Genomic DNA, 22,960 nt, shown 5'->3' with positions numbered 1-22,960 from the left:
TTCGCGCTGATGGCATCGTGCGGCCTGATGATGGCCACCCCTGCTGCGGCGCAGTTCTGGCAGTGCGCACCCTATGCCCGCGAGATTTCGGGCATCGATCTTCACGGCAACGCCAACACCTGGTGGGGCCAGGCCGAGGGCCGTTACGAGCGCGGCCACACCCCGAAGGAAGGATCGGTCCTCGCCTTCGAAGCCACCCACCGGATGCGCGTCGGCCATGTCGCGATGGTCAGCCGGGTCGTCAGCAACCGCGAAGTCCTGCTCACCCATGCCAACTGGTCGCGCCGCGGCGGCATCGAGCGCGACGTCCGCGCGATCGACGTCTCGCCCGACAATGACTGGTCGATGGTCAAGGTGTGGTACGGCCCCAATGGCGACCTGGGCACGTCGGCCTATCCGACCAAGGGCTTCATCTATGCGGACCATGCGCCAAGCAGCGCCATGCCCGCCAACGAGATCGCCTCGCGCACCGACAGCCGCGTCTCGGGCATCCTGACCTTCGCGGCCCCTACCCAGTAAGATTTTCCGCCCGGCCCGCATCGGCGATGGTGGGGAGAGCCCGGCGCATCACGTGGGACATACGCTTCGACGTCGCGCAGCGTGACCGGATGTGGTCGAACAGGGCAGCAGCAGCCGCCATTCCTCTTCCAAACCCCCGTTCAGCCTGAGCGAAGTCGAAGGCCAAGGGAACACCTCACCCAGCGCGCAGCCCATGCTTCGATTGCGCTTAGCGTGAAGGGCCGTTGCCCCCTCACCCCGCCCGGAACGTCATCGCCACGCCGTTCATGCAATAACGCTTGCCCGTCGGCTTGGGCCCGTCGTCGAAGACATGGCCGAGATGCCCGCCGCAGCGGCTGCAATGCACCTCCACCCGCTCCATCATCAGCGACCGATCGGACGTGGTGCCGACCGCGCGGGGCAGGGATGCCCAAAAGCTCGGCCAGCCGGTGCCGCTGTCGAACTTCGTCCTGGACGAGAAGAGCGGCTGGCCGCAGCCCTTGCATCCGAAGACGCCGCTGCGATGCTCCTCGTTGAGCGGGCTGCTATAGGGCCGCTCGGTCCCTTCCTTCCGCAACACCGCATAGGCCGCCGGGCCGAGCTTCTGCCGCCATGCCGCGTCGCTCATCGCCACCGGATAGCGCTCGGCGGCCACCGCCTCGCGGCCGCAGGCGGACAGGCCCATCCCCGCCAGCCCCAGACCGGCAAGCGAGAGAAAGGCGCGGCGATCGGCAGGTTGCGTGCTCATGCCCCCAAGATAGGAAGGCCGCCGCCCGATGACAGGGGGTCAGCCCTTGCGCCGCCAGAAGGGCCGCGTGCTGCCCGATTGCAGCACGCCGCGCCGGAACAGCCGCGCCCCCAGCGTCACGAAGATCGCCACCCACAGCGCCTGCCACGCCAGCGCCAGCGCATGCGGCCAGAGCGAGGGGCTCGCCGCCGCCATGCCCGCCATCGCGAAGGGCGAGGATAGCGGGAATATCTCCGCCACCCGTGCCAGCCAGCTGTCGGGCTTGGACAGTCCGCTCAGCGTCAGGGTGAACATGCCGACCTGGACGATGGTGATGGGCAGCGAGAGCATCTGGATCTCGCGCATCGTGGTCGCCTGCGCGCCGATCGTCAGGAATACCGATCCCAGCAGCAGATAGGCCATGGTGAAATAGCTGACGAACAGGATGGCGAATATCGGCAGGCCGACCGCCGGGGACAATTCGCCGACCACCCCGCTGAACGCCGGGGGCAGGACGCTCGTCACCTGGCCCAGCACCGTGCCCCAGAAGCCGACGAACAGCACCGCTACCCCGAACATGCCCAGCAGCTTGCCCAGGAACACCGCCTCCAGCGGCACGGCGGCGGCCAGCACCTCGATCACCTTGTTCGAGCGTTCCTCCGCCATGGTGCCGACGACCTGCCCCGCCAGGAACAGGGTCAGGAAGAACACGCCGAACACCGCCAGGAACGCGGTCTGGTTCTGCCCGCCCAGCGTCGCGCGCTGGCGCGAAAAGCTGACCTTGGTCGGCGTGACCCGCGGCAATTCCCCGCCCAGCCGCTCGGCCGCCAGTGCGCTGCCCGCCAGCACGGCCAGATAATCCGCCGCGCGCGAGCCGCGTGCACCATAGAGCAGGGTCGGCCGGTCGAGCGGGCCATAGAGCACCGCGGTCGCGTCATAATCCCGCGATTCGAACGCGGCGCGCGCCTGGGCCGCCGGATCGCGTGCCGGGGCAAGGGTGACCAGCGCGGGCGGCTCCTCGTCGCGGCGGAAGATGGCGCGCGACCGCCGGTCGGCCTCCACGAAGCTGCCCGCCAGGGCGTCGGGGACGATCGCGACGATACGGACATGGTCGGCGCCGTGATCGGCGGCCTGCGCCGCGCCCATCGCGCCGATGGTGCTGAACGCGACCATGATGAGCGGCGCGAACAGGAACAGGAGGAAGATCGGCGTGAAGACGGTCGCGATGAAATCGCGGCGCGCGATCGTCATCGTCTGGCGGATCAGGCGGCGGGTGGAATTCATGCCGCGATCTCCTCGGCGGGCGCACCGACGATGCGGACAAAGGCTTCGTGCAGGCTGGGGCGCTCGATCGACAGGTTCAGTACCCCAGCCCCGGCCGCGAGCAGCCGTCCGAGCACCGGCTCGATCCCCTCATCGGGCAACGGGAATCGCCAATCCTCGCCGTCGCGCACCGCATCGGCGGGCAAGAGCGGCGGCAGGACCTGCGCGGGATCGCGCGGACGATACCGGACCCAGGAACGCAGCGTGCCGCGCGCCTCGTCCACCGTCCCCTCGAACCGCCGCTGTCCGCCTGCGATGATCGCCAGCCGGTCGCACAGCCGCTCGGCATGCGCCATGACATGGGTGGAGAACAGGATCGTCGCCCCCCGGTCGCGCTCGCCCAGGATCAGCGCCTCCAGCCGTTCCTGGTTGACCGGGTCGAGGCCCGAGAACGGCTCGTCCAGCACCAGCAGTTTCGGGCGATGCACGACCGAGCCGAGCAGCTGGACCAGCTGCGCCATGCCCTTGGACAATTTGCGGATCTTGTTGTCGGCGGCGTGGCCGAGCCCGGCCTGCTCCAGCAGTTCGACCGCCCGCGCACGGCCGGTCGCCCAGTCGAGCCCACGCAGCGCGCCCATGAAGGCGATCGCCTCGCGCGCCTTCATCGCCGGGTACAGCCCGCGCTCCTCGGGCAGATAGCCGACCATGTCGCTGGCATCGCGCGGATGGGCATGGCCCAGCAGCGTGCGCTGCCCCTCATCGGGTTCGATGATGCCGAGCAGCATCCGAAGCGTGGTCGTCTTGCCGGCGCCGTTGGGGCCCAGCACGCCGTACACCGCGCCGGTCGGCACCGCGATGTCGACCCCGTCGACCACCCGGCGATCCCCGAAGCGTTTGGCGAGGCCCGAGGCGGTGACCGCCCACTGATTATCCACGCAACTGTTCCTCCCTGATCGCCTGTGGTAGCGGGCCTGCGTGGCGCAAGACAAGCTGGAAACCCGGATCAAGGCGAAGGCGGCCGAACTGGGCTTTGCCGCGATCGGCATCACCCATGCCGACGCCGCGCCCAGGACCGTCGAGCGGCTGCACCAGTGGCTGGCCGAGGGGCGGCACGGATCGATGATCTGGATGGCCGACCGCGCGCACCAGCGGCAGAGCCCCGCCAGCCTGTGGCCCGAGGTGAAGAGCATCATTTCGCTGGGCGTCAGCTATGCCCCCGCCGAGGACCCGATGCGGCTGGCCGATCACGGGCGGATCGGGCGCATCTCGGTCTATGCGCAGGGTGCCGATTATCACGACGTGGTGAAGCGGCAGCTCAAGGCGCTGGGCCGCTGGCTGGCGCAGGAGGGGGCTTGCGACCTCAAGGTCTTCGTCGACACCGCGCCCGTCATGGAAAAGCCGCTGGCCGAGGCGGCCGGGCTGGGCTGGCAGGGCAAGCATACCAACCTCGTCAGTCGCGAGCATGGCAGCTGGCTGTTCCTGGGGGCGATCTACACCACGCTGGAACTGGAGCCCGACGCGGTGGCGCGCGACACCTGCGGCCGGTGCGATGCGTGCCAGCGGGCGTGCCCGACCGACGCCTTTCCCGCGCCCTATCAGCTCGATGCGCGGCGATGCATTTCGTACCTCACGATCGAACATGCGGGGCCGATCCCGGAGGAATTCCGGGCGGCGATGGGCAACCGCATCTATGGTTGCGACGATTGCCTGGCGGTGTGCCCGTGGAACAAGTTCGCGGCGGCGGCGCAGGCGAACATGGCGTTCCATCCGCGTGCCGAACTGACCGCACCGGAGCTGGGGGATTTGCTGTCGCTGGACGATGCGGAGTTTCGGCAGGTCTTCGCGGGGTCGCCGATCAAGCGGATCGGGCGGAACCGGATGGTGCGCAATGCCGCCATCGCGGCGGGGAATAGCGGGGCGGCGGAGCTGGTGCCAGTCTTGCGGGGGTTGTTGGCGGATGCCGATCCGGTGGTGGTGGAGGCGGCGGCATGGGCCTTGGGGCGGTTGGGTGAGGGAGTGGCCTAGCCCCTGCCCTCCCCCATCCCCTCCCGCTTGCGGGAGGGGCGTGCTTTAAGACTGATGGAGCGCATAAGCCACGAGCGTATCGCTTTTTGAAGCGCTGCCTGGTCGGTCTAGGCACGCCCCTCCCGCAAGCGGGAGGGGATGGGGGAGGGCAAGGTGTCTCACCGAGCCCCCACCCCAAACGATCAATCCACCCAATCCAACCCGATATCCTTGTAGACCGAGCGATCCTCGTCCCAACCCGGCTTCACCTTGACGTGCAGATACAGGTGCACCTTGTGCCCCAGGATGCGCGACAGCTCCTCGCGGGCCTTGGCGCCGATCTCCTTGATCCGCACGCCGTTCTTGCCCAGCACGATCGCGCGCTGGGTGGGGCGTTCGACCAGGATCTGCTGGTGGATCTCGACCGATCCGTCCTCGCGCTCCTTATAGGCCTCGGTCTCGACCGCGCTGGCATAGGGCAGTTCGGCGTGGAGCTGGAGATAGATCTGCTCGCGCGTCACCTCCGCGGCCAGCGCACGCTCGGTTGCGTCGGAGACCTGGTCCTCGGGATAATGCCAGGGCCCCTCGGGCATCAGCTTCGCCAGATGCGCCTTCAGCTCGGGCAGGCCGTCGCCGGTCTGCGCCGAGACGAACCAGATCTCGTCGAACGCCACGACCGCGTTCAGCTTTTCGGCATGGCCCAGCAACCGCGCCTTGTCGGCGATGTCGACCTTGTTGATGATCAGGTGCTTGGGCTCGGGCCGGTGCGCGATCGACTCGGCGATGGCGGTCACCTTCGGCCCGATCCCGCCCTTGCCGTCGACGACCAGCGCCAGGATGTCCGCCCCCTCCGCGCCTTCCCAGGCGGCGGCGACCATCGCGCGGTCCAGGCGGCGCTTGGGTTCGAAGATGCCGGGGGTGTCGACCAGCAGGATCTGCGCATCCCCCTCGATCGCCACGCCGAGCAGCTTGGCGCGAGTCGTCTGCGCCTTGGGGCTGACGATCGCGACCTTCTGGCCGACCAGCGCATTGACGAGGGTGGATTTTCCGGCATTGGGCGCGCCGACGACGGCCACGAGGCCGCAACGTTGTTCAGTCATGCCCCAGCGGTACAGGCGAAGCGGCCCTGCCTGCAAGGAAAAGCCCGCATGGACGGATCGTCACATCGCGATCAACACCCGGCCATTCGTCACCGGCCATATCCCCACTCCGTTTTCGCAAAGGAGTGCGTGTCATGAAGACCCTGATGACCACCCTGTCGGCCGCGATCCTGCTGACGGCGGCGGGCCCGGCCTCGGCCAAGGGCTGCCTCAAGGGCGCGGCGGTCGGCGGCGTCGCCGGGCATTTCGTCGGCAAGGGCCATGCGGTGCTGGGCGCGGTCGCGGGCTGCGCGATCGGACACCACCGCGCGAAGGTTCAGGCCAGGAAGGAAGCAGCGGCCGCCAAGGGGCGTTAAGTCCGGTGCCTGAGCGGGGTCGGGGCTTGGCCTTCGACTTCGCTCAGGCTGAACGGCTGTTGTTTAAAACGGCCTTCTTCCCCAACCTCCGTTCAGGCTGAGCGAAGTCGAAGCCCACGCCCCGCCCCTTCCCCGCTCAGGCCTTCAGCTTCGCCAGCAACGCCTTGGCGGCGGCCGTCTCCGCTTCCTGCTTGTTCGCGCCGCTCGCGCTGGCCTCCGCCGTGCGCCCGATCCGGACGGCCACGGTAAAGCGCGGCGCATGGTGCGGTCCCGAGCGATCCGTCACCACATATTCGGGCGCCTTGCGATTATGCGCGGCGGCCCATTCCTGCAGCGCCGACTTGGGATGCTGCGGCGCCTTGCCCTGCGCATGCACGCGGTCGCCCCAGGCCTTGCGGATGAAGCCGCGCGCCGCGTCCAGCCCCGCCTCGCGATACCAGGCACCGATCAGCGCCTCCATCACGTCGCCCAGCACATTGTCGCTGTCCGACGCGCCGTCATCGCGCGCCTGCTTGCCCAGCCGCAGATGCTCGCGCACCCCCAGGTCGCGCGCGACATCGGCACAGACCGCGCCCGTCACCAGCGAATTGAGCCGCCGCGACAGCTGCCCCTCGGGCTCGTTCGGGAATTGCTCCCACAGCCATTCGGCCATGACCAGCCCCAGCACCCGGTCGCCGAGAAACTCCAGCCGCTCGTAATTCTCCGCCGCCTGGCTGCCATGGGTCAGCGCACGCTGGAACGGCGCGGTGTCGGCGGGCGCGCGGCCGAAGATCGCCTTCAGCCAGTCATCCACCGCGCTCAAAACCCTTCTCCGATCCGGTTCCAGCGCGCGGCGGTCACCCAGGTCCAGGGCTTGATCCACTCCGCCGAGCCATCGGTCGAGAAGAAGGTGACGGCGGCGCGCCCCTCCAGCCGGTCCATCGGGATCATCCCCATGCCCATCGGCGGCGCGAAGCGGCTGTCGGCCGAATCGTCGCGATTGTCGCCCATCAGGAAGACCCGCCCGGCGGGCACGGTATAGACGCCGGTATCGTCGCGATCCGGGAAATTGCCCTGGTCGATCACGTCATAGCTCTTGCCGCCCGGCAGCGTCTCACGGAACCGGGGATAGCGGCAGACCGACCGGCCGCCGACGGAGTCGAGATAGGCCGCGCCGCACTCGGTCGGCCCGAAATTGGGGGTCAGCGGCAGGACAAAATCGGCGACGCGCTGCTTGGGGACCGGACGGCCGTTCAGGATCACCTGCCCGTTCGTCACCTGGATCGTATCGCCGGGCAGGCCGATCACCCGCTTGATGACGTCATGGTCGTCGGGCCCCGGCGAGCGGAACACCACCACATCGCCGCGCGCTGGATCGCGCCCCAATATCCGCCCCGGCAGCAACGGCACACCGAACGGAAGGGACCAGCGAGAATAGCCGTAATTCCACTTCGTCACGAACAGGTAATCGCCGATCAACAGCCGTGGCAGCATCGATTCCGACGGGATCACGAAGGACGTGACGATGAAGCTGCGCAGGATGAAGACGAACAGCGCCAGCTTCAGGAAGAAGCGCAGCGTATCCTTCGCTTCCGACGATTTGGGCGATGAGGGGGACGTGTCGGCCATGGTCGTCGGGTTCGCGCAACCCGCTCGCCTCGTCAAGCGGCTTCCCCCTTTCGCCGCGTTCGCCGCAGCGATACGGGAACCGCCCCTGCGTTCGGCGGTACAGTCCATCAAGCATGACCGATTTCATCCTCAACCTGATCGCCTGGGGCGGCTATTTCGGCATCTTCCTGCTGATGGCGCTGGAAAATATCCTGCCCCCCATCCCGTCCGAGGTCATCATGGGCCTGGGCGGCATGGCGGTCGCGCGCGGGCAGATGGAGATGATTCCGCTGATCCTGTGGGGCACGGCGGGGACCACGGCGGGCAATTATGCCTGGTACGCGGTCGGCCGCTATATCGGCTATGAGCGGTTCCGTCCCTTTATCGACCGCCATGGCCGCTGGCTGACGATGGAATGGCGTGATGTCGAGCGGCTGCACGAATTCTTCGTCCGGCATGGCGGCTGGGTGGTGTTCGTGTTCCGCTTCATGCCCGCCTTCCGCACCCTGATCTCGCTTCCCGCCGGGATCACGCGCATGCCACTGGCCAGGTTCCTGATCTGGACCTTTGCGGGCAGCACGATCTGGAACGCCATCCTGGCCTATGCGGGGCTTTGGCTGGGCGCCAATTTCGAGGCGATCGACCGCTATGTCGGCCCCGCCGCCATCGTGATGACCGGGGCGATCGCGGTCGGCTATCTCTGGCGGGTCTTCACCTGGAAGCCGCGCGGCGAGCGGTGATCCGCCCGCGCCTCACGCACGCGGATGCGCGGTCCGGTAAATGTCGAGCAGCCGCGCGGCATCGACCTCGGTATAGATTTGCGTCGAACTCAGGCTGGCATGGCCGAGCAGTTCCTGAAGCTGGCGCAGATCGGCGCCCCGGCCCAGCAAATGGGTGGCGAAACTGTGCCGCAGCGCATGCGGCGTCGTCCGCGCCGCCAGCCCCAGCCGCTCCCGCGCCGCCTGGACCGCGCGCCGGATGATCGTGGGCGACAGCGGCCCGCCCTTGGCACCCCGGAACAGCGGTTCGTCGCCCGCCACCGCAAAGGGCATCTGCGCGGCATAGGCCTCGATCGCGGCGCGCAGTTCGGGCAGCAACGGCACGATCCGCGTCTTGTTGCGCTTGCCGGTGACGCGGATCGTCTCGCCCAGCGGCAGGATGCCCGCAGGCAGCGACAGCGCCTCCCCGATCCGCAGCCCCGCGCCATAGAGCAGCATCAGCACCGCCCAGTCGCGTGCGGCGATCCAGGGCTCGGCGGCGTTTTCCGCGACATCCTCGCCCAGCGCCATGATGTCGGCAGGGGCCTGTGGGCGGGGGATCGTCCGCTTGCGCCGCGGGCCCTTCATCGGCGGCGGCTCGGCGCCCGCCCAGCGCAGGAAGTGGCGGACCGCCGACAATTCCCGCGCCGTCGACGCCGATGTCAGCCCCTCCCCGCGACGCCGCGCGAGATAGGCGCGCAGGTCGGCGGCCGTCAGGCGGGCGAGCGCCCCGCCGTCCATGGCCTCCCCCCAATGTTCGCCCAGAAAGCCGCACAGCCGCCCGGCCGTGGCGACATAGGCCCGCACCGTATGGTCGGACCGTCGCAGGTCGACTGTGAGATGGCGGTAATAATCGGCAATCAGCGCGGTCATAGGCGCGAAACGATGACAGGCGGCGGCACGGCGGCAAAGATAAATCGGTTAGGATTCAGATGAAACGGTCGTCATAAAGACCATGATCTCGCCCGTTTCGTCCGCCTCTCCGATCCGCTTCAGCCCGCTGTCGGGCCAGGACGCCCCGGCGTCGGCGCCATCGCCTTTCGACAAGCCGAAGGGGCCGACCACCATCTCGATTTCCCGCGAGGCGTTCGAGGCCCTGGAGACCTTGGAGAAGGGGTCCGTCGCGAAACCCCAGGACCCCGTGACCTATGACAAGACGGTCAAGGCGCTGCTCGCCGCCCGCCAGGACGTGATCGGGCGCGGCGGGGGTATCGATCTGGGCGATACCGGCAACACGCTCGTCACCAATCCCTATACCGCGCCCTTCGCGGCCGATGTCGCCCCGCTCTATGGGATGCTGAAGGACGGCGCATCGGCGAAAGAGGCTCTCACCGCCGCGCTGACGAGCATCCTGCCGCAGCAGGGGCAGCGCACCGACACCACCTATGCGGCCGAATTCGCGCTGAAGCACATGAAGATGACCGCAATCGCCGACCGCCTGATCGCCCCCGAGCATAAGGAGGAAGCCACCGCGATCCTCGGCCGGGTGTTCGACAGCATGGCCGACGCCACCCCGATCCGGGCCGACCTCGCCACATCCACCCTCACCATCGCCCGCAGCGGCGAGAATGCGGACACCCGCGTTTCGCAGATCGTCGCGCTGGTGAACAAGTCCTTGGATGCCGGTCGTCAAAATATGCTGACCGACCGACAACGCCACGAACTGACGGAAATGACGGATTCCTGGCAGGACTTCCAAAAACTCCTGCCCCGTGACGCTAGCGCCCCCGTCACGGCATAAGGCCGATGGACGTTCGGGATGGCCTTTCCTTCCCTCGCCCCTCGCAGAGGGGAGAGGGTTAGCGAAGCTTGCCAGCGTGCTGGCTAGCGCAGCTTGGGTGAGGGGTTGAGCGAGCCCAAGGGCTCGCGCGCTCGCAAAGCGAGCGCCCACCCTTCACCCAGCTCCGACTAAGCCTTTGCTTTTGCAAAGGCCAAGTCTGCGCAACCCTCTCCCCTCTGACGAGGGGCGAGGGGCGAGGGGCGAGGGGCGAGGGGCAAGGGAAGGACTAGCATCGCTCAATGTCGATCCCCCTTGGAAACGTGCAACGAAAAAGGGGCCACTCCCGATCGGAAGCGGCCCCCTTTGCCATCGCGTCATGCGGTCGGTCAGCGATCGAGGATCGCGTCGATCGCCGCACCCACATCGTCCATCCCGGCCATGCCGTCGACCCGCGTCACGATGCCGCGCGCCTCATAGATCGGCAGGATCGGCGCGGTCTTGGCTCGATATTCGGCCATCCGCGTCCGCACCGTCTCGGCATTGTCGTCGGGACGCCGCTTGAACTCGGTCGAGCCGCAGACGTCGCAGACGCCCTCGACCTGGGTCGGCTTGAAGCTGTCATGATAGCCCGCGCCGCACGAGGCGCAAGTAAAGCGCCCGGTGATCCGCTCGACCAGCGCATCCTCGTCCACCGCCAGCTCGATGACATGGTCCAGCGACTTGCCGCGCTCGGCGAGCAGCACGTCCAGCGCCTCGGCCTGCGCTGCGGTGCGCGGATAGCCGTCGAAGATCGCGCCGCCTTCGGCCTCGGCTTGGTCCAGCCGCTCGCCGATCAGCGCCGAGACGATCGCATCCGACACCAGCTCGCCCGCATCCATCACCGCCTTGGCCTGAAGGCCGACGGGGGTGCCCGCCTTGACCGCCGCGCGCAGCATGTCGCCGGTCGACAGCTGCACCATGCCGCGATTCGCCACCAGCCGCTGCGCCTGGGTCCCCTTGCCCGCGCCCGGCGGCCCCAGCAGGATGATGTTCACGCCCACGTCATTCTCCCCTGTTTTCCGCTAGTCCCGTCCGCGCCTCAGCGCAGGCGGCCACCCTTCAGCTTCGCCTTCTTGATCAGGTCGCCATATTGATGCGCCAGCAGATGGCTCTGGATCTGGGTCACCGTGTCCATCGTCACGTTGACGACGATCAGCAGGCTGGTCCCACCCAGATAGAAGGGAATCTGCAGCGCCGACACCAGATATTCGGGCAGCAGACAGATGATCGTCAGATAGGCCGCCCCGATCACCGTGATGCGGGTCAGCACGTAATCGAGATAGGTCTCGGTGTTCTTGCCCGGACGGATGCCCGGAATGAAGCCGCCATAGCGCTTCAGATTGTCCGCCGTTTCCTCCGGGTTAAAGACAACCGCGGTGTAGAAGAACGAGAAGAAGATGATGCCAGCACCATAGAGCAGCATGTACACGGGGCTGCCGTGCTGCAGATACTGGTTGAGGCTGATGATGAAGTCGCCCCAGCGGCTCTCGCCCGCGACGCGCTGGCCTGCGAACTGCGAGATGGTCAGCGGCATCAGCAGCAGCGACGAGGCGAAGATCGGAGGGATCACGCCGGCGGTGTTGATCTTCAGCGGCAGGTGGCTGCGATCGGCCTGCATGCCCCGCTGCGTCGCGCGCTTGGGGTACTGGATCAGGATGCGGCGCTGCGCGCGCTCCATGAAGCAGATGAACAGGACGAGGACGACGACCGCGACGATGATGCCGATCAGGCGGACCGGATCGATGCTGCCGGTCCGGCCGCCTTCGAGCAGGTTGACCAGCGTCGTCGGCAGATGCGCGACGATGCCCGCCATGATGATGAGCGACACGCCGTTGCCGATACCGCGGCTGGTGATCTGCTCGCCCAGCCACATCAGGAACATCGTACCGCCGATCAGCGAGATGACCGCCGCGATGCGGAAGGTCATGCCCGGCTCGATCACCGCCTGGATGCCCTGGCTGGCGCCCAGCGTCTCGAGGCCCACGGCGATGAAATAGCCCTGGATCGCGGTCAGCAGAACCGTGCCGTAGCGGGTGTACTGGTTCAGCTTCTTGCGGCCGCTCTCGCCTTCCTTCTTGATGGCGGCGAGCTGCGGGCTCAGCGAGGTCGCGAGCTGGATGACGATCGACGCCGTAATGTACGGCATCACGCCCAGCGCGATCAGCGACATGCGGCTGAGCGAACCGCCCGAGAAGGTGTTGAAGAAGTCGAGCACGCCGCCCGTGGTCTTCTGGCTCAGCAGGCCCAGTGCGGTCGGGTCGACACCCGGCAGCGGAACATAGCTGAGCAGGCGGAAGACGATCAGCGCGCCGATCGTGAACCACAGCCGCTTCTTGAGGTCGGTGGCCTTGGCGAATTTCGCCAGGCTGATGCTTTGCGCCATCTGGTCGGCTGCGGATGCCATAGCTGTTGCGTTATCCTGGAAACGAAAAACGGCGGGATGCGTTTTGAACCGCCCCGCCGCTCATATAGGCGCGAAGACGCGCTTGTCTAACCCGGATGCAAAATCCGCCGCTGTCGGAGATGGCATGGCGCCATTCGACAGCGGCGGATCCTATCCGGTTCAGGCCTTGGCGGCGAGCTTCGCGGCGCGGGCCTGGCCCTTCTTCGCGGCGGCCTTCTCGGCGGCGGGCACGACGTGCGGCACGTCGACCGAACCACCGGCCTTCTCGACCGCTTCACGTGCCGAGGCCGACACGCCCTGCACGACGAACGACAGCTTGGCGGTCAGTTCGCCCTTGCCGAGCAGACGGACGCCGTCCTTGCCGCCACGGGCGAGGCCGGCGGCCTTCAACGCGGCGTGATCGATCGTGCCGTCGGTCTTCAGCTTGCCCGAGTCGACCGCCTTCTGGATCGCGCCCAGGTTCACCTCGGCATAATCCTTGGCGAAGATGTTGTTGAAGCCACGCTTCGGCAGACGCATGTGGAGCGGCATCTGACCGCCCTCGAAGCCCGCGATGGACACGCCCTCACGGCTCTTCTGGCCCTTGACGCCGCGACCGCCGGTCTTGCCCTTGCCCGAACCGATACCGCGACCGACGCGGATCTTGGACTTGCGGGCACCCTGGTTGTCGAAAAGTTCGTTCAGCTTCATGATTTGCACTCGCTTTCGCTTGTTTCGCGCATGGCCGTCATTCGGGAAGAATCACGACCGCTGGATAAAAGGAAGGGGGCCGCATAGCCCCCTTCCCCGTGTTTGTCACTGTTCAATGTGACGGATATGAGACCGGGACTTCATCCCTCTCTCCGTTCGCACTGAGCGAAGTCGAAGTGCAAGCCGAGCGGCGTGGCCTTCGACTACGCTCAGGCTGAACGGAGCGCAGGATCGATCCCGAAATGCCTCAGTCCACCACCTGAACCATGTGCTGCACCTTGCGGATCATGCCACGGACTTCAGGGCTGTCCTGAAGCTCGGCGACCTTGTGCATCTTGTTGAGGCCCAGGCCGACGAGGGTCGCGCGCTGGTCCTTGGTGCGGCGGATCGGCGAACCGGTCTGCTTGATCTTGATGGTTGCCATGGTCGCTTACTCCACGACGGCCGCGGCTTCCGCCTCGGCAGTCTGCTGGGTGGCACCGTGACCGCGACCCAGCAGGTCGGCGATCTTCTTGCCACGACGCTGCGCCACCGCCTTCGGCGAAGTCTGGTCGCCCAGCGCTTCGAAGGTGGCACGGATCATGTTGTACGGGTTCGAGGTGCCGATCGACTTCGTCACCACGTCGGCAACGCCGAGCGATTCGAAGATCGCGCGCATCGGACCACCGGCGATGATGCCGGTACCCTGCGGCGCCGAACGCACCGTCACGCGGCCCGCACCGAAATGGCCGTTGCCATCATGATGCAGCGTGCGACCGTCCTTCAGCGGAACGCGGACCATCGCCTTCTTGGCGGCAGCCGTCGCCTTCGAAATGGCTTCCGGCACTTCGCGCGCCTTGCCATGACCGAAGCCCGCACGACCCTTGCCGTCGCCGACCACGACGAGCGCGGCGAAGCCGAAGCGCTTACCGCCCTTCACGGTCTTCGAGACGCGGTTGATGTGGACGAGCTTTTCGATCAGCTCTTCGCCCTGCTCCTCGGCGCCACCGCGACGGTCGTCGCGACGACCACGGTTGCCGTCACGGCCGCCACGGCCGCGATCGCCGCCCGGACCACGGCCACGGCCGCCCCGGGGACCGCGACCCTGGGTCGCGTCCTGCGCGGCGCCTTCGGCACCGGCAACGGCCACGTTGTTCTCGTCAGCCATATTAGAACTCCAATCCCGCTTCGCGTGCCGCCTCGGCCAGCGCCTTGACGCGACCGTGGAACAGGAAGCCGCCACGGTCGAAAACGACCTGCGTGACGCCGGCGGCCTTGGCCTTCTCGGCCACGCGCTTGCCGACTTCGCTCGCCGCTGCGACGTTCGCGCCCGACTGGCCGCGTGCGTCCTTTTCCAGCGTCGAGGCCGAAGCCACGGTACGACCGGCCTCGTCGTCGATCACCTGGGCATAGATATGCTTGCCCGAGCGATGCACCGACAGGCGCGGACGGGTGCCCGCACGCGCACGCAGCGCGGTACGGTTGCGCCGACGGCGCTTCTCGAAAAGAGAGAGACCCTTGGTCATTACTTCTTCTTCCCTTCCTTGCGGAAGATGAACTCGCCGTCGTACTTGATGCCCTTGCCCTTATACGGCTCGGGCTTGCGCCAGCGACGGATCTCGGCGGCCAGCTGGCCGACCTTCTGCTTGTCCGAACCGCTGATCTCGACGGTGGTGGCGTCCGGCGTCTTCACCTCGATGCCTTCCGGCACGTCGATGTTGACGTCGTGGCTGTAGCCGAGCTGCAGCTTCAGGGTCTTGCCCTGCGCGGCGGCGCGGTAGCCGACGCCGGTGATGACCAGCTTCTTCGAGAAGCCTGCGGTCACGCCGGTGACGAGGTTCTGCACCATGGTGCGCTGCATGCCCCAGAAGGCGCGGGCGCGCTTCGTGGCGTTGGCAGGCTGCACCGCGATGGCGTCCGCCTGGACGTCATAGGTGATCTCGTCAACGAGCGGCATGGTCAGGGTGCCCTTGGGACCCTTCACGCTCAGCACCTTGTCGGCGATGGTCGCGGTGACGCCGGCCGGAACCGGGACCGCCTTCTTACCGATGCGGCTCATCAGAACACCTCCGCCAGGACTTCGCCACCGACATTCTGCTCGCGCGCTTCGGCGTCCGACAGAACGCCACGCGGCGTCGACACGATGGTGATGCCCAGGCCGTTGCGAACGCGCGGAAGCTCCTGCGCGCCCGAATAGATACGGCGGCCGGGCTTGGACACGCGCGCGACATGCTTGATCGCGGGCTGGCCTTCGAAATACTTCAGCTCGATGCGGATGCCGGCCGCGGGGCCCATCTGCTCTTCGCTGTAGCCACGGATATAGCCTTCGCGCTGGAGCACGTCGAGCACGCGGGCGCGCAGCTTCGACGCAGGCGTCAGGACGGAGTCCTTGCGCGCGCGCTGGCCGTTGCGGATGCGGGTGAGCAGGTCACCCAGGGGATCGGTCACTGCCATCTCAAATGGTCCTTACCAGCTCGACTTGGTGACGCCGGGGATCAGGCCCTTGTTGGCCAGATCGCGCAGCATGACGCGAGCGAGACGGAACTTGCGGTAATACGCACGCGGGCGACCGGTGATCTCGCAGCGGTTGCGGATACGGGTCGGATTGCCGTTGCGGGGGATCTCGGCCATCTTCAGGCGCGCGATCAGACGCTCGGTCTCATCGAGGCTCTGGTCGTTCGCGATCGCCTTCAGCTTCGCGTACTTGCCGGCATACTTCTTGACGAGAAGGCGACGCTTCTCGTTCTTGTTGATTGAACTCAGTTTCGCCATGGACTTAAGCTCTTTCTGTAAGGACCCCCTCCCCGGCGTGGAGAGGGGGCAGTCCGGTTACGCCGCCTTCTTCTCGTCGGCAGCGTCTTCCTTGGGGAACGGGAAGCCAAAGAGACGGAGCAGCTCGCGCGCCTCGTCGTCGGTCTTCGCCGTGGTGGTCACGATCACATCCATGCCGCGCACCTTGTCGATGCGGTCATAGTTGATTTCGGGGAAGATGATCTGTTCCTTGATGCCGCAGGCATAGTTGCCGCGACCGTCGAAGGACTTCGGATTCAGGCCGCGGAAGTCGCGAACGCGCGGCAGCGCGATCGTGATGAAGCGGTCCAGGAATTCGTACATGCGCTCGCGACGCAGCGTGACCTTCACACCGATCGGCATGCCTTCACGCAGCTTGAACTGCGCGATCGACTTCTTCGCCTTGGTGATGACGGGCTTCTGACCCGCGATCAGCTCCATCTCGGAGGCGGCCTGGTCGACGCGCTTCTTGTCCTGCGTCGCTTCGCCCACGCCCATGTTGAGCACGATCTTCTCGATCCGGGGGATCTCGTTGACGTTCTTGTAACCGAACTTGTCGGTCATCGCCTTGATGATGCTATCGTCATAGATAGCCTTCATGCGGGGCTTGTAATCAGCCATCGATCTTCTCCCCGGTCTTGACGGCGACACGGACCTTCTTGCCATCCTGCGTCTCGAAACGGACGCGGGTCGGCTTGCCATCGGCGGTCACATGCGCGACCTTCGAGATGTGCAGCGGCGCAGCGGTGCGCTCCAGGCCACCCTGCGGGTTCGCCTGGGTCGGCTTGCGGTGACGGGTGGCGATGTTGACGCCGTCCACGACGACCTTGCCGTCCTTCGGCATCGCCAGCGACACGGTGCCGGTCTTGCCCTTGTCCTTGCCGGACAGGACGATAACGCGATCGCCCTTCTTGATCTTGGCGGCGGCCATTACAGCACCTCCGGAGCCAGCGAGATGATCTTCATGTGCTTCTTGCCGCGAAGCTCACGCACGACCGGGCCAAAGATACGGGTGCCGATCGGCTCCTCGTTCTTGTTGACCAGCACGGCGGCGTTACCGTCGAAACGGATCACCGAGCCGTCGGCGCGACGGATGTCCTTGGCAGTACGCACGATCACCGCGCGGTGAACGTCGCCCTTCTTCACGCGGCCACGCGGCTGCGCTTCCTTGACGCTGACGACGATGATGTCGCCGACCGATGCGGTACGGCGCTTCGAGCCGCCCAGCACCTTGATGCACTGCACCCGCTTCGCGCCGCTGTTGTCAGCGACGTCGAGATTGGACTGCATCTGGATCATGGATCCGCTTCCTTCTCTCTACCTGGGGTGGATACCGACCCGACCCCGCCTTAAAAAACGACCCCCGGCGCAGGGATGACCCGCGCCAGGGGGAGAGGCCCCATAGCCACTCCTGGTGCGAAAGGCAAGCGAGTCGCCCGGACCTTTCGACCAATCCGCTCGATGCCACGAAGGGCGCCCTTTTCAACCCGAACCCCGCCCTTTCACGCGGAAAGAGCGGGGTCGGATGTCAAAGGGTTCAGCCCTCGGCCGAGGCCCGTTCCGGCGTCGTGTGGGTGTTCACCCGCTCGATCACCTTCCAGGTCTTCAGCTTCGAGATCGGGGCGGTCTCTTCGATCCGCACCGTCTCACCGGCCTTGAACTCATTGCTCTCGTCGTGAGCATGATACTTCTTCGACCGACGGATGATCTTGCCGTAGAGGGGGTGCTTGACCTTCCGCTCTACATTGACGACGACCGTCTTGTCGGTCTTGTCCGAGACAATCACCCCGGTCAGCACGCGCTTCGGCATGTGTCTCGGTCCTTACTTGGCAGCCGCAGCGGTGCGCTGCGCCTGGATGGTCTTGATCCGCGCGATGTCGCGACGGACTTCCTTGACCCGGCTGGGCTTTTCGAGCTGGCTCGTGGCCGCCTGGAAGCGCAGGTTGAACTGCTCGCGCTTCAGGTTGCCCAGCGCCTCGACGAGCTGGTCGTCGCTCTGGCCGGTATATTCAGTCTTGGCCATTACTCGCCTCCGAGGTGCGAGGTGTCGCCCAGGCGGGCAACGACCTTGGTCTTGATGGGCAGCTTCATCGCGGCGCGCTCGAATGCCTCGGCGGCCAGCGGGCCGTCGACACCGTCGAGCTCGAACAGGATGCGACCCGGCTTCACGCGGGCGGCCCAGAATTCCGGCGAACCCTTACCCGAGCCCATGCGGACTTCGGCAGGCTTCGACGAGACGGGGACGTCCGGGAAGATGCGGATCCAGAGACGACCCTGGCGCTTGATGTGACGCGTGATCGCGCGGCGAGCCGCCTCGATCTGGCGAGCGGTGATCCGCTCCGGCTCCATGGCCTTCAGGCCGTAGGAACCGAAGTTCAGGCTCGTGCCGCCCTTCGCATCGCCGTGGATGCGGCCCTTGAAGGCCTTGCGGAACTTGGTGCGCTTTGGTTGCAGCATGTTCTTTGATCCTTAGCGGCGATGATCGTCGCGCGCCGGGCGCACGCCGGAGGTCTGAGCCTCCATCATCAGCCGGTCCTGCGCCATGGGATCATGGCCCAGGATCTCGCCCTTGAAGATCCACACCTTCACGCCGCACACGCCATAAGCGGTGTGCGCCTGCGCTTCGGCATAGTCGACGTTCGCGCGCAGCGTGTGCAGCGGAACGCGGCCTTCACGATACCATTCGGTGCGCGCGATTTCCGCGCCGCCCAGACGGCCGCCGCAGGTGATACGGATGCCTTCGGCGCCCAGACGGAGCGCGGACTGCACCGCGCGCTTCATGGCGCGGCGGAACGCGATACGGCGCTCCAGCTGGTCGGCGACGCCCTGTGCGACGAGCTTGGCGTCGATCTCGGGCTTGCGGATCTCGACGATGTTCAGCGACACGTCGGACGAGGTCATCGAACCCAGCTTCTTGCGAAGCTTTTCGATGTCGGCGCCCTTCTTGCCGATGATCACGCCCGGACGCGCCGCGAAGATCGAGATGCGGCACAGCTTGGCCGGACGCTCGATGACGACCTTCGAGATCGCGGCCTGGGGCAGCGTCTTCATGATGTACTGGCGGATCTTCAGATCCTCCAGCAGCAGGCGGCCATAGTCATGGCCTTCGGCGAACCAGCGGCTGTCCCAGGTGCGGTTGATCTGGAGACGCAGGCCGATCGGATTGCTCTTCTGACCCATTATGCTTCTTCCTGCTCGCGGACGACGATGCGGAGCCGCGAAAACGGCTTCAGGATGCGGGTGGACTTGCCACGGCCGCGCGTCGCGAAACGCTTCATGGTGATCGACTTGCCGACCGACGCCTCGGCGACGACGAGCGAGTCGACGTCGAGGTTGTGGTTGTTCTCGGCATTGGCGATCGCGGAGGCCAGGATCTTGCGCGCGTCGACAGCCATCGCCTTCGTCGAGAAGGCCAGGATGTTCATCGCGTCGCCGACCTTCTTGCCGCGGATCAGGGCCGCGACCAGGTTCAGCTTCTGCGCCGAACCACGGATCTGCGTGCCGACCGACAGCGCTTCCTTGTCACCGACCTTGCGGGGGGATGCGGGCTTCGACATCAGCGCTTACCCTTCTTGTCGGCAGCGTGGCCGGGGAAGTAGCGCGTGGGCGCGAATTCACCGAGCTTCATGCCGACCATGTCCTCGTTCACCGAGACGGGAACGAACTTGCGACCATTGTAGACGTTGAAGGTCAGACCGACGAACGACGGCAGGATGGTCGAGCGACGCGACCAGGTCTTGATCGGACCTGCGCGGTTGCCAGCATCCTGCGCCACTTCGGCCTTCTTCAGGAGATGGAGGTCCACGAAAGGACCCTTCCAAACGGAACGAGCCATTGCGTGTTAGCCCTTCTTCTTGGCGTGACGGCTACGGATGATCATCTTGTCCGTCGCCTTGTTGTGACGAGTGCGCGCACCCTTCGTCGGCTTGCCCCACGGGGTGACCGGATGACGGCCGCCCGAGGTCCGGCCTTCACCACCGCCGTGCGGGTGGTCGACCGGGTTCTTCGCAACACCGCGGGTCAGCGGGCGATGGCCCTTCCAACGGTTGCGACCAGCCTTCGCCAGGTTGGTGTTGCCGTTGTCGGGGTTCGACACCGCGCCGACGGTCGCCATGCAGTTCGCATGGATGTAGCGCTGCTCGCCCGAGTTCAGACGGACGATGACCATGCCCTTGTCGCGGCCCACGACCTGCACATAGGTGCCGGCCGAACGTGCGATCTGACCGCCCTTGCCGGGCTTCATCTCGACGTTGTGGACGATCGTGCCGACCGGCATCTGGCCCAGTTCCATGGCGTTGCCCGGCTTCACGTCGGTCTTCTTGCCCGCGATCACCTTGTCGCCGACAGCGAGGCGCTGCGGAGCGATGATATAGGACTGGTCGACCTTGCCGGCTTCGTCGGTGCCATAGTTGATGAGCGCGATGAAGGCGGTGCGGTTGGGATCATATTCGATCCGCTCCACGGTGCCCTCGACGTCCCACTGGCGACGCTTGAAGTCGATGAAACGGTAGCGCTGCTTGTGGCCGCCCGCGATGCCGCGGCTGGTCACATGGCCCTTGTTGTTGCGGCCGCCGGTCTTGCGCTTGCCTTCGGTGAGCGCCTTGACGGGCGCGCCCTTCCACAGCGCCGAGCGGTCGACGAGGATCAGGCCGCGGCGGGCCGGGCTCGTCGGGTTATAATGCTTGAGTGCCATCGGCTCAGATCCCCGTCGTCACGTCAATGGACTGACCGTCCTTGAGGGTGACGATCGCCTTCTTCATGTCCGAGCGCTGGTACGGAGCGCCCTTCCACTTCTTGGTCTTGCCCTTCTGGACGATGGTGTTCACGCCGGTGACGTTGACGTCGAACAGCGCTTCCACCGCCGCCTTGATCTCGGGCTTGGTAGCACCGGGGGCGACCTTGAACACCACGGCGTTGTGCTCGCTCAGGAGCGTCGCCTTCTCGGTGATGTGCGGCGCGACGATCACGTCGTAATGACGCGGATCGACCGCCTTCTGCTGCTTAGCCATGGAAACGGGCCTCCAGCTTTTCGACAGCCGAGCGCGTCAGCACCAGGGTGTCATGCTTCAGAATGTCGTAGACATTGGCGCCAGCAGCCGGAAGGACGTTGATTTCCTTCAGGTTGCCTGCGGCCAGTGCGAACGACGTCTCGACGGCGTCGCCATCGATGACCAGCGCGGTCTTGCCGAAGCCCAGCTTCGCCAGATCGCCCTGCAGCGTCTTCGTCTTGTTACCGGCAACCGCCAGATCGTTCATCACGATCAGCGAACCCGCCTTGGCATGGCTCGACAGCGCCATCTTCAGGCCCAGGGCGCGAACCTTCTTGTTCAGACCCGGGTTGAAGTCGCGGACGCGGGCGCCGTGCGCCTTACCACCGCCGATGAAGACGGGGGCCCGACGATCGCCGTGACGAGCGACACCGCCGCCCTTCTGGCGACCGAGCTTCTTGCCCGAACGCGCGACATCGGCGCGCTCACGGGTGCCGCGCGCGGTGGCGCGACGCTTTTCCAGCTGCCAGGTCACAACGCGGTGCAGGATGTCGGCGCGCGGATCGAGGCCGAAGACCTCGTCGTTGAGCTCGATGTCCGCGGCGTCGGTGCCGGCGAAGGATTGAACCTTGACCTTCACGACTTAGCCCTCCTGGCTCTCGGTGGCTTCCGGAGCAGGCTCGGCAGAAGCGTTGTTGTTGGCGGCCGCCTTGATGCTGGCGGGGAACGGGGCGTCCGCGTGGCGCGAAACCTTGACCGCGTCCTTGACGATCAGCCAGCCACCCTTCGAGCCGGGCACCGAGCCCTTGACGAAGATCAGGCCGCGCTCGACGTCGGTCGACACGATTTCCAGGTTCTGCTGCGTGCGGTTCTTGTCACCCATGTGACCGGCCATCTTCTTGTTCTTGAAGACGCGGCCCGGATCCTGACGGTTACCGGTCGAACCATGCGAACGGTGCGAGACCGAGACGCCGTGGGTCGCGCGCAGACCACCGAAGTTCCAGCGCTTCATCGCACCGGCAAAGCCCTTACCCTGGGTACGACCCTGGATATCGACATACTGGCCGGGGACGAAATGGTCGGCGGAGATTTCCGCGCCGACGTCGAGCAGGCCGTCTTCGTTCACGCGGAACTCGACCAGCACCTGCTTGGGCTCGACTTCGGCCTTGCCGAAGTGGCCACGCTGCGGCTTGGCAACATTCTTGGTCTTGGCGACACCTGCACCAAGCTGGACGGCGGTGTAGCCGTCACGATCCATCTCGCGGCGAGCGACGACCTGTACGCCTTCAAGCGCCAGGACGGTGACCGGCACGTGCCGACCATCGTCCTGGAACAGGCGGGTCATCCCCAGCTTCTTCGCGATCACGCCGGTACGCATGATCCTGTTCCTTCCTCGACAGAGGCCCCCAAGAACCATTCAAGGGGGGCATATCCAGCCCGATTAAAGCGAAACGAGCCCCCGTCCCGGGCTGGCGACCGGCGGACCGGTCAGACGGGGGACGCTGCCCCGGCACCATCCCGCTTGCGCGAGACCACCGGGCGGTATCCCTTAAGAGTGCCGGATCGCGGGAGCGACCTCGGCGCGTTCTCCGGTAGCTTCAGGCCGGAGAAACGCCAAAATCCCGTGGGACGGAATCGTCGACCACGGGAATGCCGGCTCTCTTACGCCAGCTTGATCTCGACATCAACACCTGCGGCGAGGTCGAGCTTCATCAGCGCATCGACGGTCTGCGGGGTCGGCTGCACGATGTCCAGCATCCGCTTGTAGGTGCGGACTTCGAACTGCTCGCGCGACTTCTTGTCGATGTGCGGACCACGGTTGACCGTGAACTTCTCGATGCGCGTCGGAAGCGGGATCGGACCGCGGATAAGAGCGCCGGTGCGGCGCGCGGTGTCGGCGATGTCGCCGGTCGCCTGATCGAGCACGCGATGGTCGAACGCCTTCAGACGAATGCGGATATTGCTGTCCATGATCCCTACCGATGCGAAAGAGCGGGCTTTCCGGTTGCGATCGCGGTGAGCGGCAAGTGCGATCGGCTATCCGACCGGGCACTCGA

The 22,960-nt window shown here is 66.2% G+C and carries 35 protein-coding genes; 5 read left to right on the top strand and 30 right to left on the bottom strand.

All coding sequences use genetic code 11. From position 1 onward, the window contains the following. Positions 1-9 precede the first annotated feature (9 nt). Complete coding sequence (locus ABIC44_RS05995) at positions 10-519, top strand: CHAP domain-containing protein (protein WP_309698102.1); 510 nt, start codon at positions 10-12, stop codon at positions 517-519. 232 nt (positions 520-751) lie between these two features. Here ABIC44_RS05995 and msrB read toward each other — a convergent pair whose 3' ends face one another. The 3 genes from msrB to ABIC44_RS05980 are packed head-to-tail and all read right to left on the bottom strand — an operon-like array spanning position 752 to position 3,423. Further along, complete coding sequence (gene msrB, locus ABIC44_RS05990) at positions 752-1,246, bottom strand: peptide-methionine (R)-S-oxide reductase MsrB (RefSeq protein WP_354294279.1); 495 nt, start codon at positions 1,244-1,246, stop codon at positions 752-754. A 39-nt stretch (positions 1,247-1,285) separates the two neighbouring features. Continuing rightward, entirely contained in the window at positions 1,286-2,509 is a 1,224-nt protein-coding gene (locus tag ABIC44_RS05985) for an ABC transporter permease (RefSeq protein ID WP_354294278.1), read from the bottom strand. Next, positions 2,506-3,423, bottom strand: coding sequence for an ABC transporter ATP-binding protein (locus ABIC44_RS05980; RefSeq protein WP_309692885.1), 918 nt, complete (start codon positions 3,421-3,423; stop codon positions 2,506-2,508). Before ABIC44_RS05980 ends, ABIC44_RS05985 begins: the two co-directional genes overlap by 4 nt. A gap of 40 nt (positions 3,424-3,463) precedes the next feature. Here ABIC44_RS05980 and queG point away from each other — a divergent pair, with 40 nt between their 5' ends. After that, a complete protein-coding gene (queG, locus tag ABIC44_RS05975; protein ID WP_354294276.1) occupies positions 3,464-4,513 on the top strand; it encodes a tRNA epoxyqueuosine(34) reductase QueG in 1,050 nt (349 codons plus the stop codon). Positions 4,514-4,695: 182 nt separating this feature from the next. Here queG and era read toward each other — a convergent pair whose 3' ends face one another. Then, positions 4,696-5,592, bottom strand: coding sequence for a GTPase Era (gene era / locus ABIC44_RS05970; RefSeq protein WP_354294275.1), 897 nt, complete (start codon positions 5,590-5,592; stop codon positions 4,696-4,698). Between the two features lie 134 nt (positions 5,593-5,726). Here era and ABIC44_RS05965 point away from each other — a divergent pair, with 134 nt between their 5' ends. Continuing rightward, on the top strand, positions 5,727-5,948 hold the full coding sequence (locus tag ABIC44_RS05965; RefSeq protein ID WP_354294273.1) for a hypothetical protein: 222 nt from the start codon (positions 5,727-5,729) through the stop codon (positions 5,946-5,948). A gap of 136 nt (positions 5,949-6,084) precedes the next feature. On the opposite strand, the gene rnc is transcribed toward ABIC44_RS05965, so the two are convergent. Together rnc and lepB are read right to left on the bottom strand one after the other, a co-directional pair. After that, positions 6,085-6,741, bottom strand: coding sequence for a ribonuclease III (gene rnc, locus ABIC44_RS05960; RefSeq protein ID WP_309692876.1), 657 nt, complete (start codon positions 6,739-6,741; stop codon positions 6,085-6,087). A 5-nt stretch (positions 6,742-6,746) separates the two neighbouring features. Continuing rightward, the gene (gene lepB / locus ABIC44_RS05955; RefSeq protein WP_354294272.1) at positions 6,747-7,556 is read right to left on the bottom strand and encodes a signal peptidase I; all 810 of its coding nucleotides are present in this window, start codon (positions 7,554-7,556) and stop codon (positions 6,747-6,749) included. A 113-nt stretch (positions 7,557-7,669) separates the two neighbouring features. On the opposite strand from lepB, the gene ABIC44_RS05950 reads away from it, so the two are divergent. Next, positions 7,670-8,275, top strand: a complete 606-nt coding sequence (locus ABIC44_RS05950) for a DedA family protein (RefSeq protein WP_354294271.1) — start codon at positions 7,670-7,672, stop codon at positions 8,273-8,275. A gap of 12 nt (positions 8,276-8,287) precedes the next feature. Here ABIC44_RS05950 and ABIC44_RS05945 read toward each other — a convergent pair whose 3' ends face one another. Continuing rightward, the gene (locus tag ABIC44_RS05945; RefSeq protein WP_307103013.1) at positions 8,288-9,166 is read right to left on the bottom strand and encodes a tyrosine recombinase XerC; all 879 of its coding nucleotides are present in this window, start codon (positions 9,164-9,166) and stop codon (positions 8,288-8,290) included. An 82-nt stretch (positions 9,167-9,248) separates the two neighbouring features. Between ABIC44_RS05945 and ABIC44_RS05940 the strand changes: the two genes are divergently transcribed. Further along, positions 9,249-10,034 (top strand): hypothetical protein, encoded by a 786-nt coding sequence (locus tag ABIC44_RS05940; RefSeq protein WP_354294269.1) that lies wholly within the window; start codon positions 9,249-9,251, stop codon positions 10,032-10,034. A gap of 365 nt (positions 10,035-10,399) precedes the next feature. Here ABIC44_RS05940 and ABIC44_RS05935 read toward each other — a convergent pair whose 3' ends face one another. The 23 genes from ABIC44_RS05935 to rpsJ all read right to left on the bottom strand — a co-directional run bounded on the left by ABIC44_RS05935 (position 10,400) and on the right by rpsJ (position 22,874). Continuing rightward, the gene (locus ABIC44_RS05935; protein WP_354294357.1) at positions 10,400-11,047 is read right to left on the bottom strand and encodes an adenylate kinase; all 648 of its coding nucleotides are present in this window, start codon (positions 11,045-11,047) and stop codon (positions 10,400-10,402) included. Between the two features lie 44 nt (positions 11,048-11,091). Continuing rightward, a complete protein-coding gene (secY, locus tag ABIC44_RS05930; RefSeq protein WP_307103009.1) occupies positions 11,092-12,456 on the bottom strand; it encodes a preprotein translocase subunit SecY in 1,365 nt (454 codons plus the stop codon). Between the two features lie 159 nt (positions 12,457-12,615). Next, a complete protein-coding gene (gene rplO, locus ABIC44_RS05925) occupies positions 12,616-13,146 on the bottom strand; it encodes a 50S ribosomal protein L15 (RefSeq protein ID WP_307103006.1) in 531 nt (176 codons plus the stop codon). A 247-nt stretch (positions 13,147-13,393) separates the two neighbouring features. Then, positions 13,394-13,570, bottom strand: coding sequence for a 50S ribosomal protein L30 (rpmD, locus tag ABIC44_RS05920; protein WP_307103004.1), 177 nt, complete (start codon positions 13,568-13,570; stop codon positions 13,394-13,396). 6 nt (positions 13,571-13,576) lie between these two features. Further along, complete coding sequence (gene rpsE, locus ABIC44_RS05915; protein ID WP_307103002.1) at positions 13,577-14,293, bottom strand: 30S ribosomal protein S5; 717 nt, start codon at positions 14,291-14,293, stop codon at positions 13,577-13,579. Position 14,294: 1 nt separating this feature from the next. Further along, complete coding sequence (gene rplR, locus ABIC44_RS05910; protein WP_007406066.1) at positions 14,295-14,651, bottom strand: 50S ribosomal protein L18; 357 nt, start codon at positions 14,649-14,651, stop codon at positions 14,295-14,297. Beyond that, positions 14,651-15,184, bottom strand: coding sequence for a 50S ribosomal protein L6 (rplF, locus tag ABIC44_RS05905; RefSeq protein ID WP_309692858.1), 534 nt, complete (start codon positions 15,182-15,184; stop codon positions 14,651-14,653). Before rplF ends, rplR begins: the two co-directional genes overlap by 1 nt. Next, positions 15,184-15,579 (bottom strand): 30S ribosomal protein S8, encoded by a 396-nt coding sequence (gene rpsH, locus ABIC44_RS05900; protein ID WP_037569377.1) that lies wholly within the window; start codon positions 15,577-15,579, stop codon positions 15,184-15,186. The genes rplF and rpsH overlap by 1 nt, the downstream gene beginning before the upstream one ends. A 12-nt stretch (positions 15,580-15,591) precedes the next feature. After that, positions 15,592-15,897 carry a 30S ribosomal protein S14 gene (gene rpsN, locus ABIC44_RS05895; protein WP_007406083.1) on the bottom strand — a complete coding sequence of 102 codons (306 nt, stop codon included), beginning with the start codon at positions 15,895-15,897 and terminating at the stop codon, positions 15,592-15,594. Positions 15,898-15,954: 57 nt separating this feature from the next. Further along, on the bottom strand, positions 15,955-16,536 hold the full coding sequence (gene rplE / locus ABIC44_RS05890; RefSeq protein ID WP_307102997.1) for a 50S ribosomal protein L5: 582 nt from the start codon (positions 16,534-16,536) through the stop codon (positions 15,955-15,957). Continuing rightward, positions 16,529-16,846, bottom strand: coding sequence for a 50S ribosomal protein L24 (gene rplX, locus ABIC44_RS05885; RefSeq protein WP_261269266.1), 318 nt, complete (start codon positions 16,844-16,846; stop codon positions 16,529-16,531). The genes rplE and rplX overlap by 8 nt, the downstream gene beginning before the upstream one ends. Further along, positions 16,846-17,214, bottom strand: a complete 369-nt coding sequence (rplN, locus tag ABIC44_RS05880; protein ID WP_007406105.1) for a 50S ribosomal protein L14 — start codon at positions 17,212-17,214, stop codon at positions 16,846-16,848. The genes rplX and rplN overlap by 1 nt, the downstream gene beginning before the upstream one ends. A gap of 238 nt (positions 17,215-17,452) precedes the next feature. Then, positions 17,453-17,725, bottom strand: a complete 273-nt coding sequence (gene rpsQ / locus ABIC44_RS05875) for a 30S ribosomal protein S17 (protein ID WP_037569382.1) — start codon at positions 17,723-17,725, stop codon at positions 17,453-17,455. 12 nt (positions 17,726-17,737) lie between these two features. Then, positions 17,738-17,938, bottom strand: coding sequence for a 50S ribosomal protein L29 (gene rpmC, locus ABIC44_RS05870; protein WP_007406063.1), 201 nt, complete (start codon positions 17,936-17,938; stop codon positions 17,738-17,740). Further along, a complete protein-coding gene (gene rplP, locus ABIC44_RS05865; RefSeq protein ID WP_007406071.1) occupies positions 17,938-18,372 on the bottom strand; it encodes a 50S ribosomal protein L16 in 435 nt (144 codons plus the stop codon). The genes rpmC and rplP overlap by 1 nt, the downstream gene beginning before the upstream one ends. Positions 18,373-18,384: 12 nt before the next feature. After that, the gene (gene rpsC, locus ABIC44_RS05860) at positions 18,385-19,095 is read right to left on the bottom strand and encodes a 30S ribosomal protein S3 (protein WP_007406047.1); all 711 of its coding nucleotides are present in this window, start codon (positions 19,093-19,095) and stop codon (positions 18,385-18,387) included. Continuing rightward, positions 19,095-19,472, bottom strand: coding sequence for a 50S ribosomal protein L22 (gene rplV, locus ABIC44_RS05855; RefSeq protein WP_042491177.1), 378 nt, complete (start codon positions 19,470-19,472; stop codon positions 19,095-19,097). The genes rpsC and rplV overlap by 1 nt, the downstream gene beginning before the upstream one ends. Next, complete coding sequence (gene rpsS / locus ABIC44_RS05850) at positions 19,472-19,750, bottom strand: 30S ribosomal protein S19 (RefSeq protein WP_037569384.1); 279 nt, start codon at positions 19,748-19,750, stop codon at positions 19,472-19,474. Before rpsS ends, rplV begins: the two co-directional genes overlap by 1 nt. 6 nt (positions 19,751-19,756) lie before the next feature. After that, on the bottom strand, positions 19,757-20,608 hold the full coding sequence (gene rplB, locus ABIC44_RS05845; protein ID WP_042491179.1) for a 50S ribosomal protein L2: 852 nt from the start codon (positions 20,606-20,608) through the stop codon (positions 19,757-19,759). Positions 20,609-20,612: 4 nt separating this feature from the next. Continuing rightward, positions 20,613-20,924 carry a 50S ribosomal protein L23 gene (locus ABIC44_RS05840; protein WP_042491181.1) on the bottom strand — a complete coding sequence of 104 codons (312 nt, stop codon included), beginning with the start codon at positions 20,922-20,924 and terminating at the stop codon, positions 20,613-20,615. Continuing rightward, a complete protein-coding gene (gene rplD / locus ABIC44_RS05835) occupies positions 20,917-21,543 on the bottom strand; it encodes a 50S ribosomal protein L4 (protein ID WP_056430747.1) in 627 nt (208 codons plus the stop codon). The genes ABIC44_RS05840 and rplD overlap by 8 nt, the downstream gene beginning before the upstream one ends. 3 nt (positions 21,544-21,546) lie before the next feature. Beyond that, a complete protein-coding gene (rplC, locus tag ABIC44_RS05830) occupies positions 21,547-22,281 on the bottom strand; it encodes a 50S ribosomal protein L3 (RefSeq protein ID WP_056430750.1) in 735 nt (244 codons plus the stop codon). A 284-nt stretch (positions 22,282-22,565) separates the two neighbouring features. Continuing rightward, on the bottom strand, positions 22,566-22,874 hold the full coding sequence (gene rpsJ / locus ABIC44_RS05825; RefSeq protein ID WP_007406109.1) for a 30S ribosomal protein S10: 309 nt from the start codon (positions 22,872-22,874) through the stop codon (positions 22,566-22,568). Positions 22,875-22,960 lie beyond the last annotated feature (86 nt).

The sequence above is a fragment of the Sphingomonas sp. 1185 genome, from assembly GCF_040544655.1.
Taxonomy (GTDB): domain Bacteria; phylum Pseudomonadota; class Alphaproteobacteria; order Sphingomonadales; family Sphingomonadaceae; genus Sphingomonas.
The sequence above is the reverse complement of the archived record's forward strand: the minus strand, read 5'-3'. Positions and strand labels throughout refer to the sequence as shown.

Coding starts and splice junctions, on each gene's coding strand:
- secY (WP_307103009.1), bottom strand. CDS start 12,456: ATGGCATCCGCAGCCGACCAGATGGCGCAAAGCATCAGCCTGGCGAAA.
- rplE (WP_307102997.1), bottom strand. CDS start 16,536: ATGGCTGATTACAAGCCCCGCATGAAGGCTATCTATGACGATAGCATC.
- era (WP_354294275.1), bottom strand. CDS start 5,592: ATGACTGAACAACGTTGCGGCCTCGTGGCCGTCGTCGGCGCGCCCAAT.
- rplO (WP_307103006.1), bottom strand. CDS start 13,146: ATGAAGCTGAACGAACTTTTCGACAACCAGGGTGCCCGCAAGTCCAAG.
- rplB (WP_042491179.1), bottom strand. CDS start 20,608: ATGGCACTCAAGCATTATAACCCGACGAGCCCGGCCCGCCGCGGCCTG.
- rpsE (WP_307103002.1), bottom strand. CDS start 14,293: ATGGCTGACGAGAACAACGTGGCCGTTGCCGGTGCCGAAGGCGCCGCG.
- ABIC44_RS05840 (WP_042491181.1), bottom strand. CDS start 20,924: ATGGCTAAGCAGCAGAAGGCGGTCGATCCGCGTCATTACGACGTGATC.
- ABIC44_RS05945 (WP_307103013.1), bottom strand. CDS start 9,166: ATGACCGCGCTGATTGCCGATTATTACCGCCATCTCACAGTCGACCTG.
- rplN (WP_007406105.1), bottom strand. CDS start 17,214: ATGATCCAGATGCAGTCCAATCTCGACGTCGCTGACAACAGCGGCGCG.
- rpmD (WP_307103004.1), bottom strand. CDS start 13,570: ATGGCAACCATCAAGATCAAGCAGACCGGTTCGCCGATCCGCCGCACC.
- rpmC (WP_007406063.1), bottom strand. CDS start 17,938: ATGGCCAAGACTGAATATACCGGCCAGAGCGACGACCAGCTCGTCGAG.
- msrB (WP_354294279.1), bottom strand. CDS start 1,246: ATGAGCACGCAACCTGCCGATCGCCGCGCCTTTCTCTCGCTTGCCGGT.
- ABIC44_RS05995 (WP_309698102.1), top strand. CDS start 10: ATGGCATCGTGCGGCCTGATGATGGCCACCCCTGCTGCGGCGCAGTTC.
- rpsQ (WP_037569382.1), bottom strand. CDS start 17,725: ATGCCGAAGCGCGTGCTGACCGGGGTGATTGTCTCGGACAAGACCGAC.
- rpsS (WP_037569384.1), bottom strand. CDS start 19,750: ATGGCTCGTTCCGTTTGGAAGGGTCCTTTCGTGGACCTCCATCTCCTG.
- rplF (WP_309692858.1), bottom strand. CDS start 15,184: ATGAGCCGCATCGGTAAGAAGGCGGTCCCGGTTCCGGCCGGCGTCACC.
- ABIC44_RS05985 (WP_354294278.1), bottom strand. CDS start 2,509: ATGAATTCCACCCGCCGCCTGATCCGCCAGACGATGACGATCGCGCGC.
- rpsJ (WP_007406109.1), bottom strand. CDS start 22,874: ATGGACAGCAATATCCGCATTCGTCTGAAGGCGTTCGACCATCGCGTG.
- rpsN (WP_007406083.1), bottom strand. CDS start 15,897: ATGGCGAAACTGAGTTCAATCAACAAGAACGAGAAGCGTCGCCTTCTC.
- rpsH (WP_037569377.1), bottom strand. CDS start 15,579: ATGGCAGTGACCGATCCCCTGGGTGACCTGCTCACCCGCATCCGCAAC.
- ABIC44_RS05950 (WP_354294271.1), top strand. CDS start 7,670: ATGACCGATTTCATCCTCAACCTGATCGCCTGGGGCGGCTATTTCGGC.
- ABIC44_RS05940 (WP_354294269.1), top strand. CDS start 9,249: ATGATCTCGCCCGTTTCGTCCGCCTCTCCGATCCGCTTCAGCCCGCTG.
- rplR (WP_007406066.1), bottom strand. CDS start 14,651: ATGACCAAGGGTCTCTCTCTTTTCGAGAAGCGCCGTCGGCGCAACCGT.
- rplC (WP_056430750.1), bottom strand. CDS start 22,281: ATGCGTACCGGCGTGATCGCGAAGAAGCTGGGGATGACCCGCCTGTTC.
- rplV (WP_042491177.1), bottom strand. CDS start 19,472: ATGTCGAAGCCCGCATCCCCCCGCAAGGTCGGTGACAAGGAAGCGCTG.
- rplP (WP_007406071.1), bottom strand. CDS start 18,372: ATGCTGCAACCAAAGCGCACCAAGTTCCGCAAGGCCTTCAAGGGCCGC.
- ABIC44_RS05965 (WP_354294273.1), top strand. CDS start 5,727: ATGAAGACCCTGATGACCACCCTGTCGGCCGCGATCCTGCTGACGGCG.
- rpsC (WP_007406047.1), bottom strand. CDS start 19,095: ATGGGTCAGAAGAGCAATCCGATCGGCCTGCGTCTCCAGATCAACCGC.
- rplX (WP_261269266.1), bottom strand. CDS start 16,846: ATGGCCGCCGCCAAGATCAAGAAGGGCGATCGCGTTATCGTCCTGTCC.
- lepB (WP_354294272.1), bottom strand. CDS start 7,556: ATGGCCGACACGTCCCCCTCATCGCCCAAATCGTCGGAAGCGAAGGAT.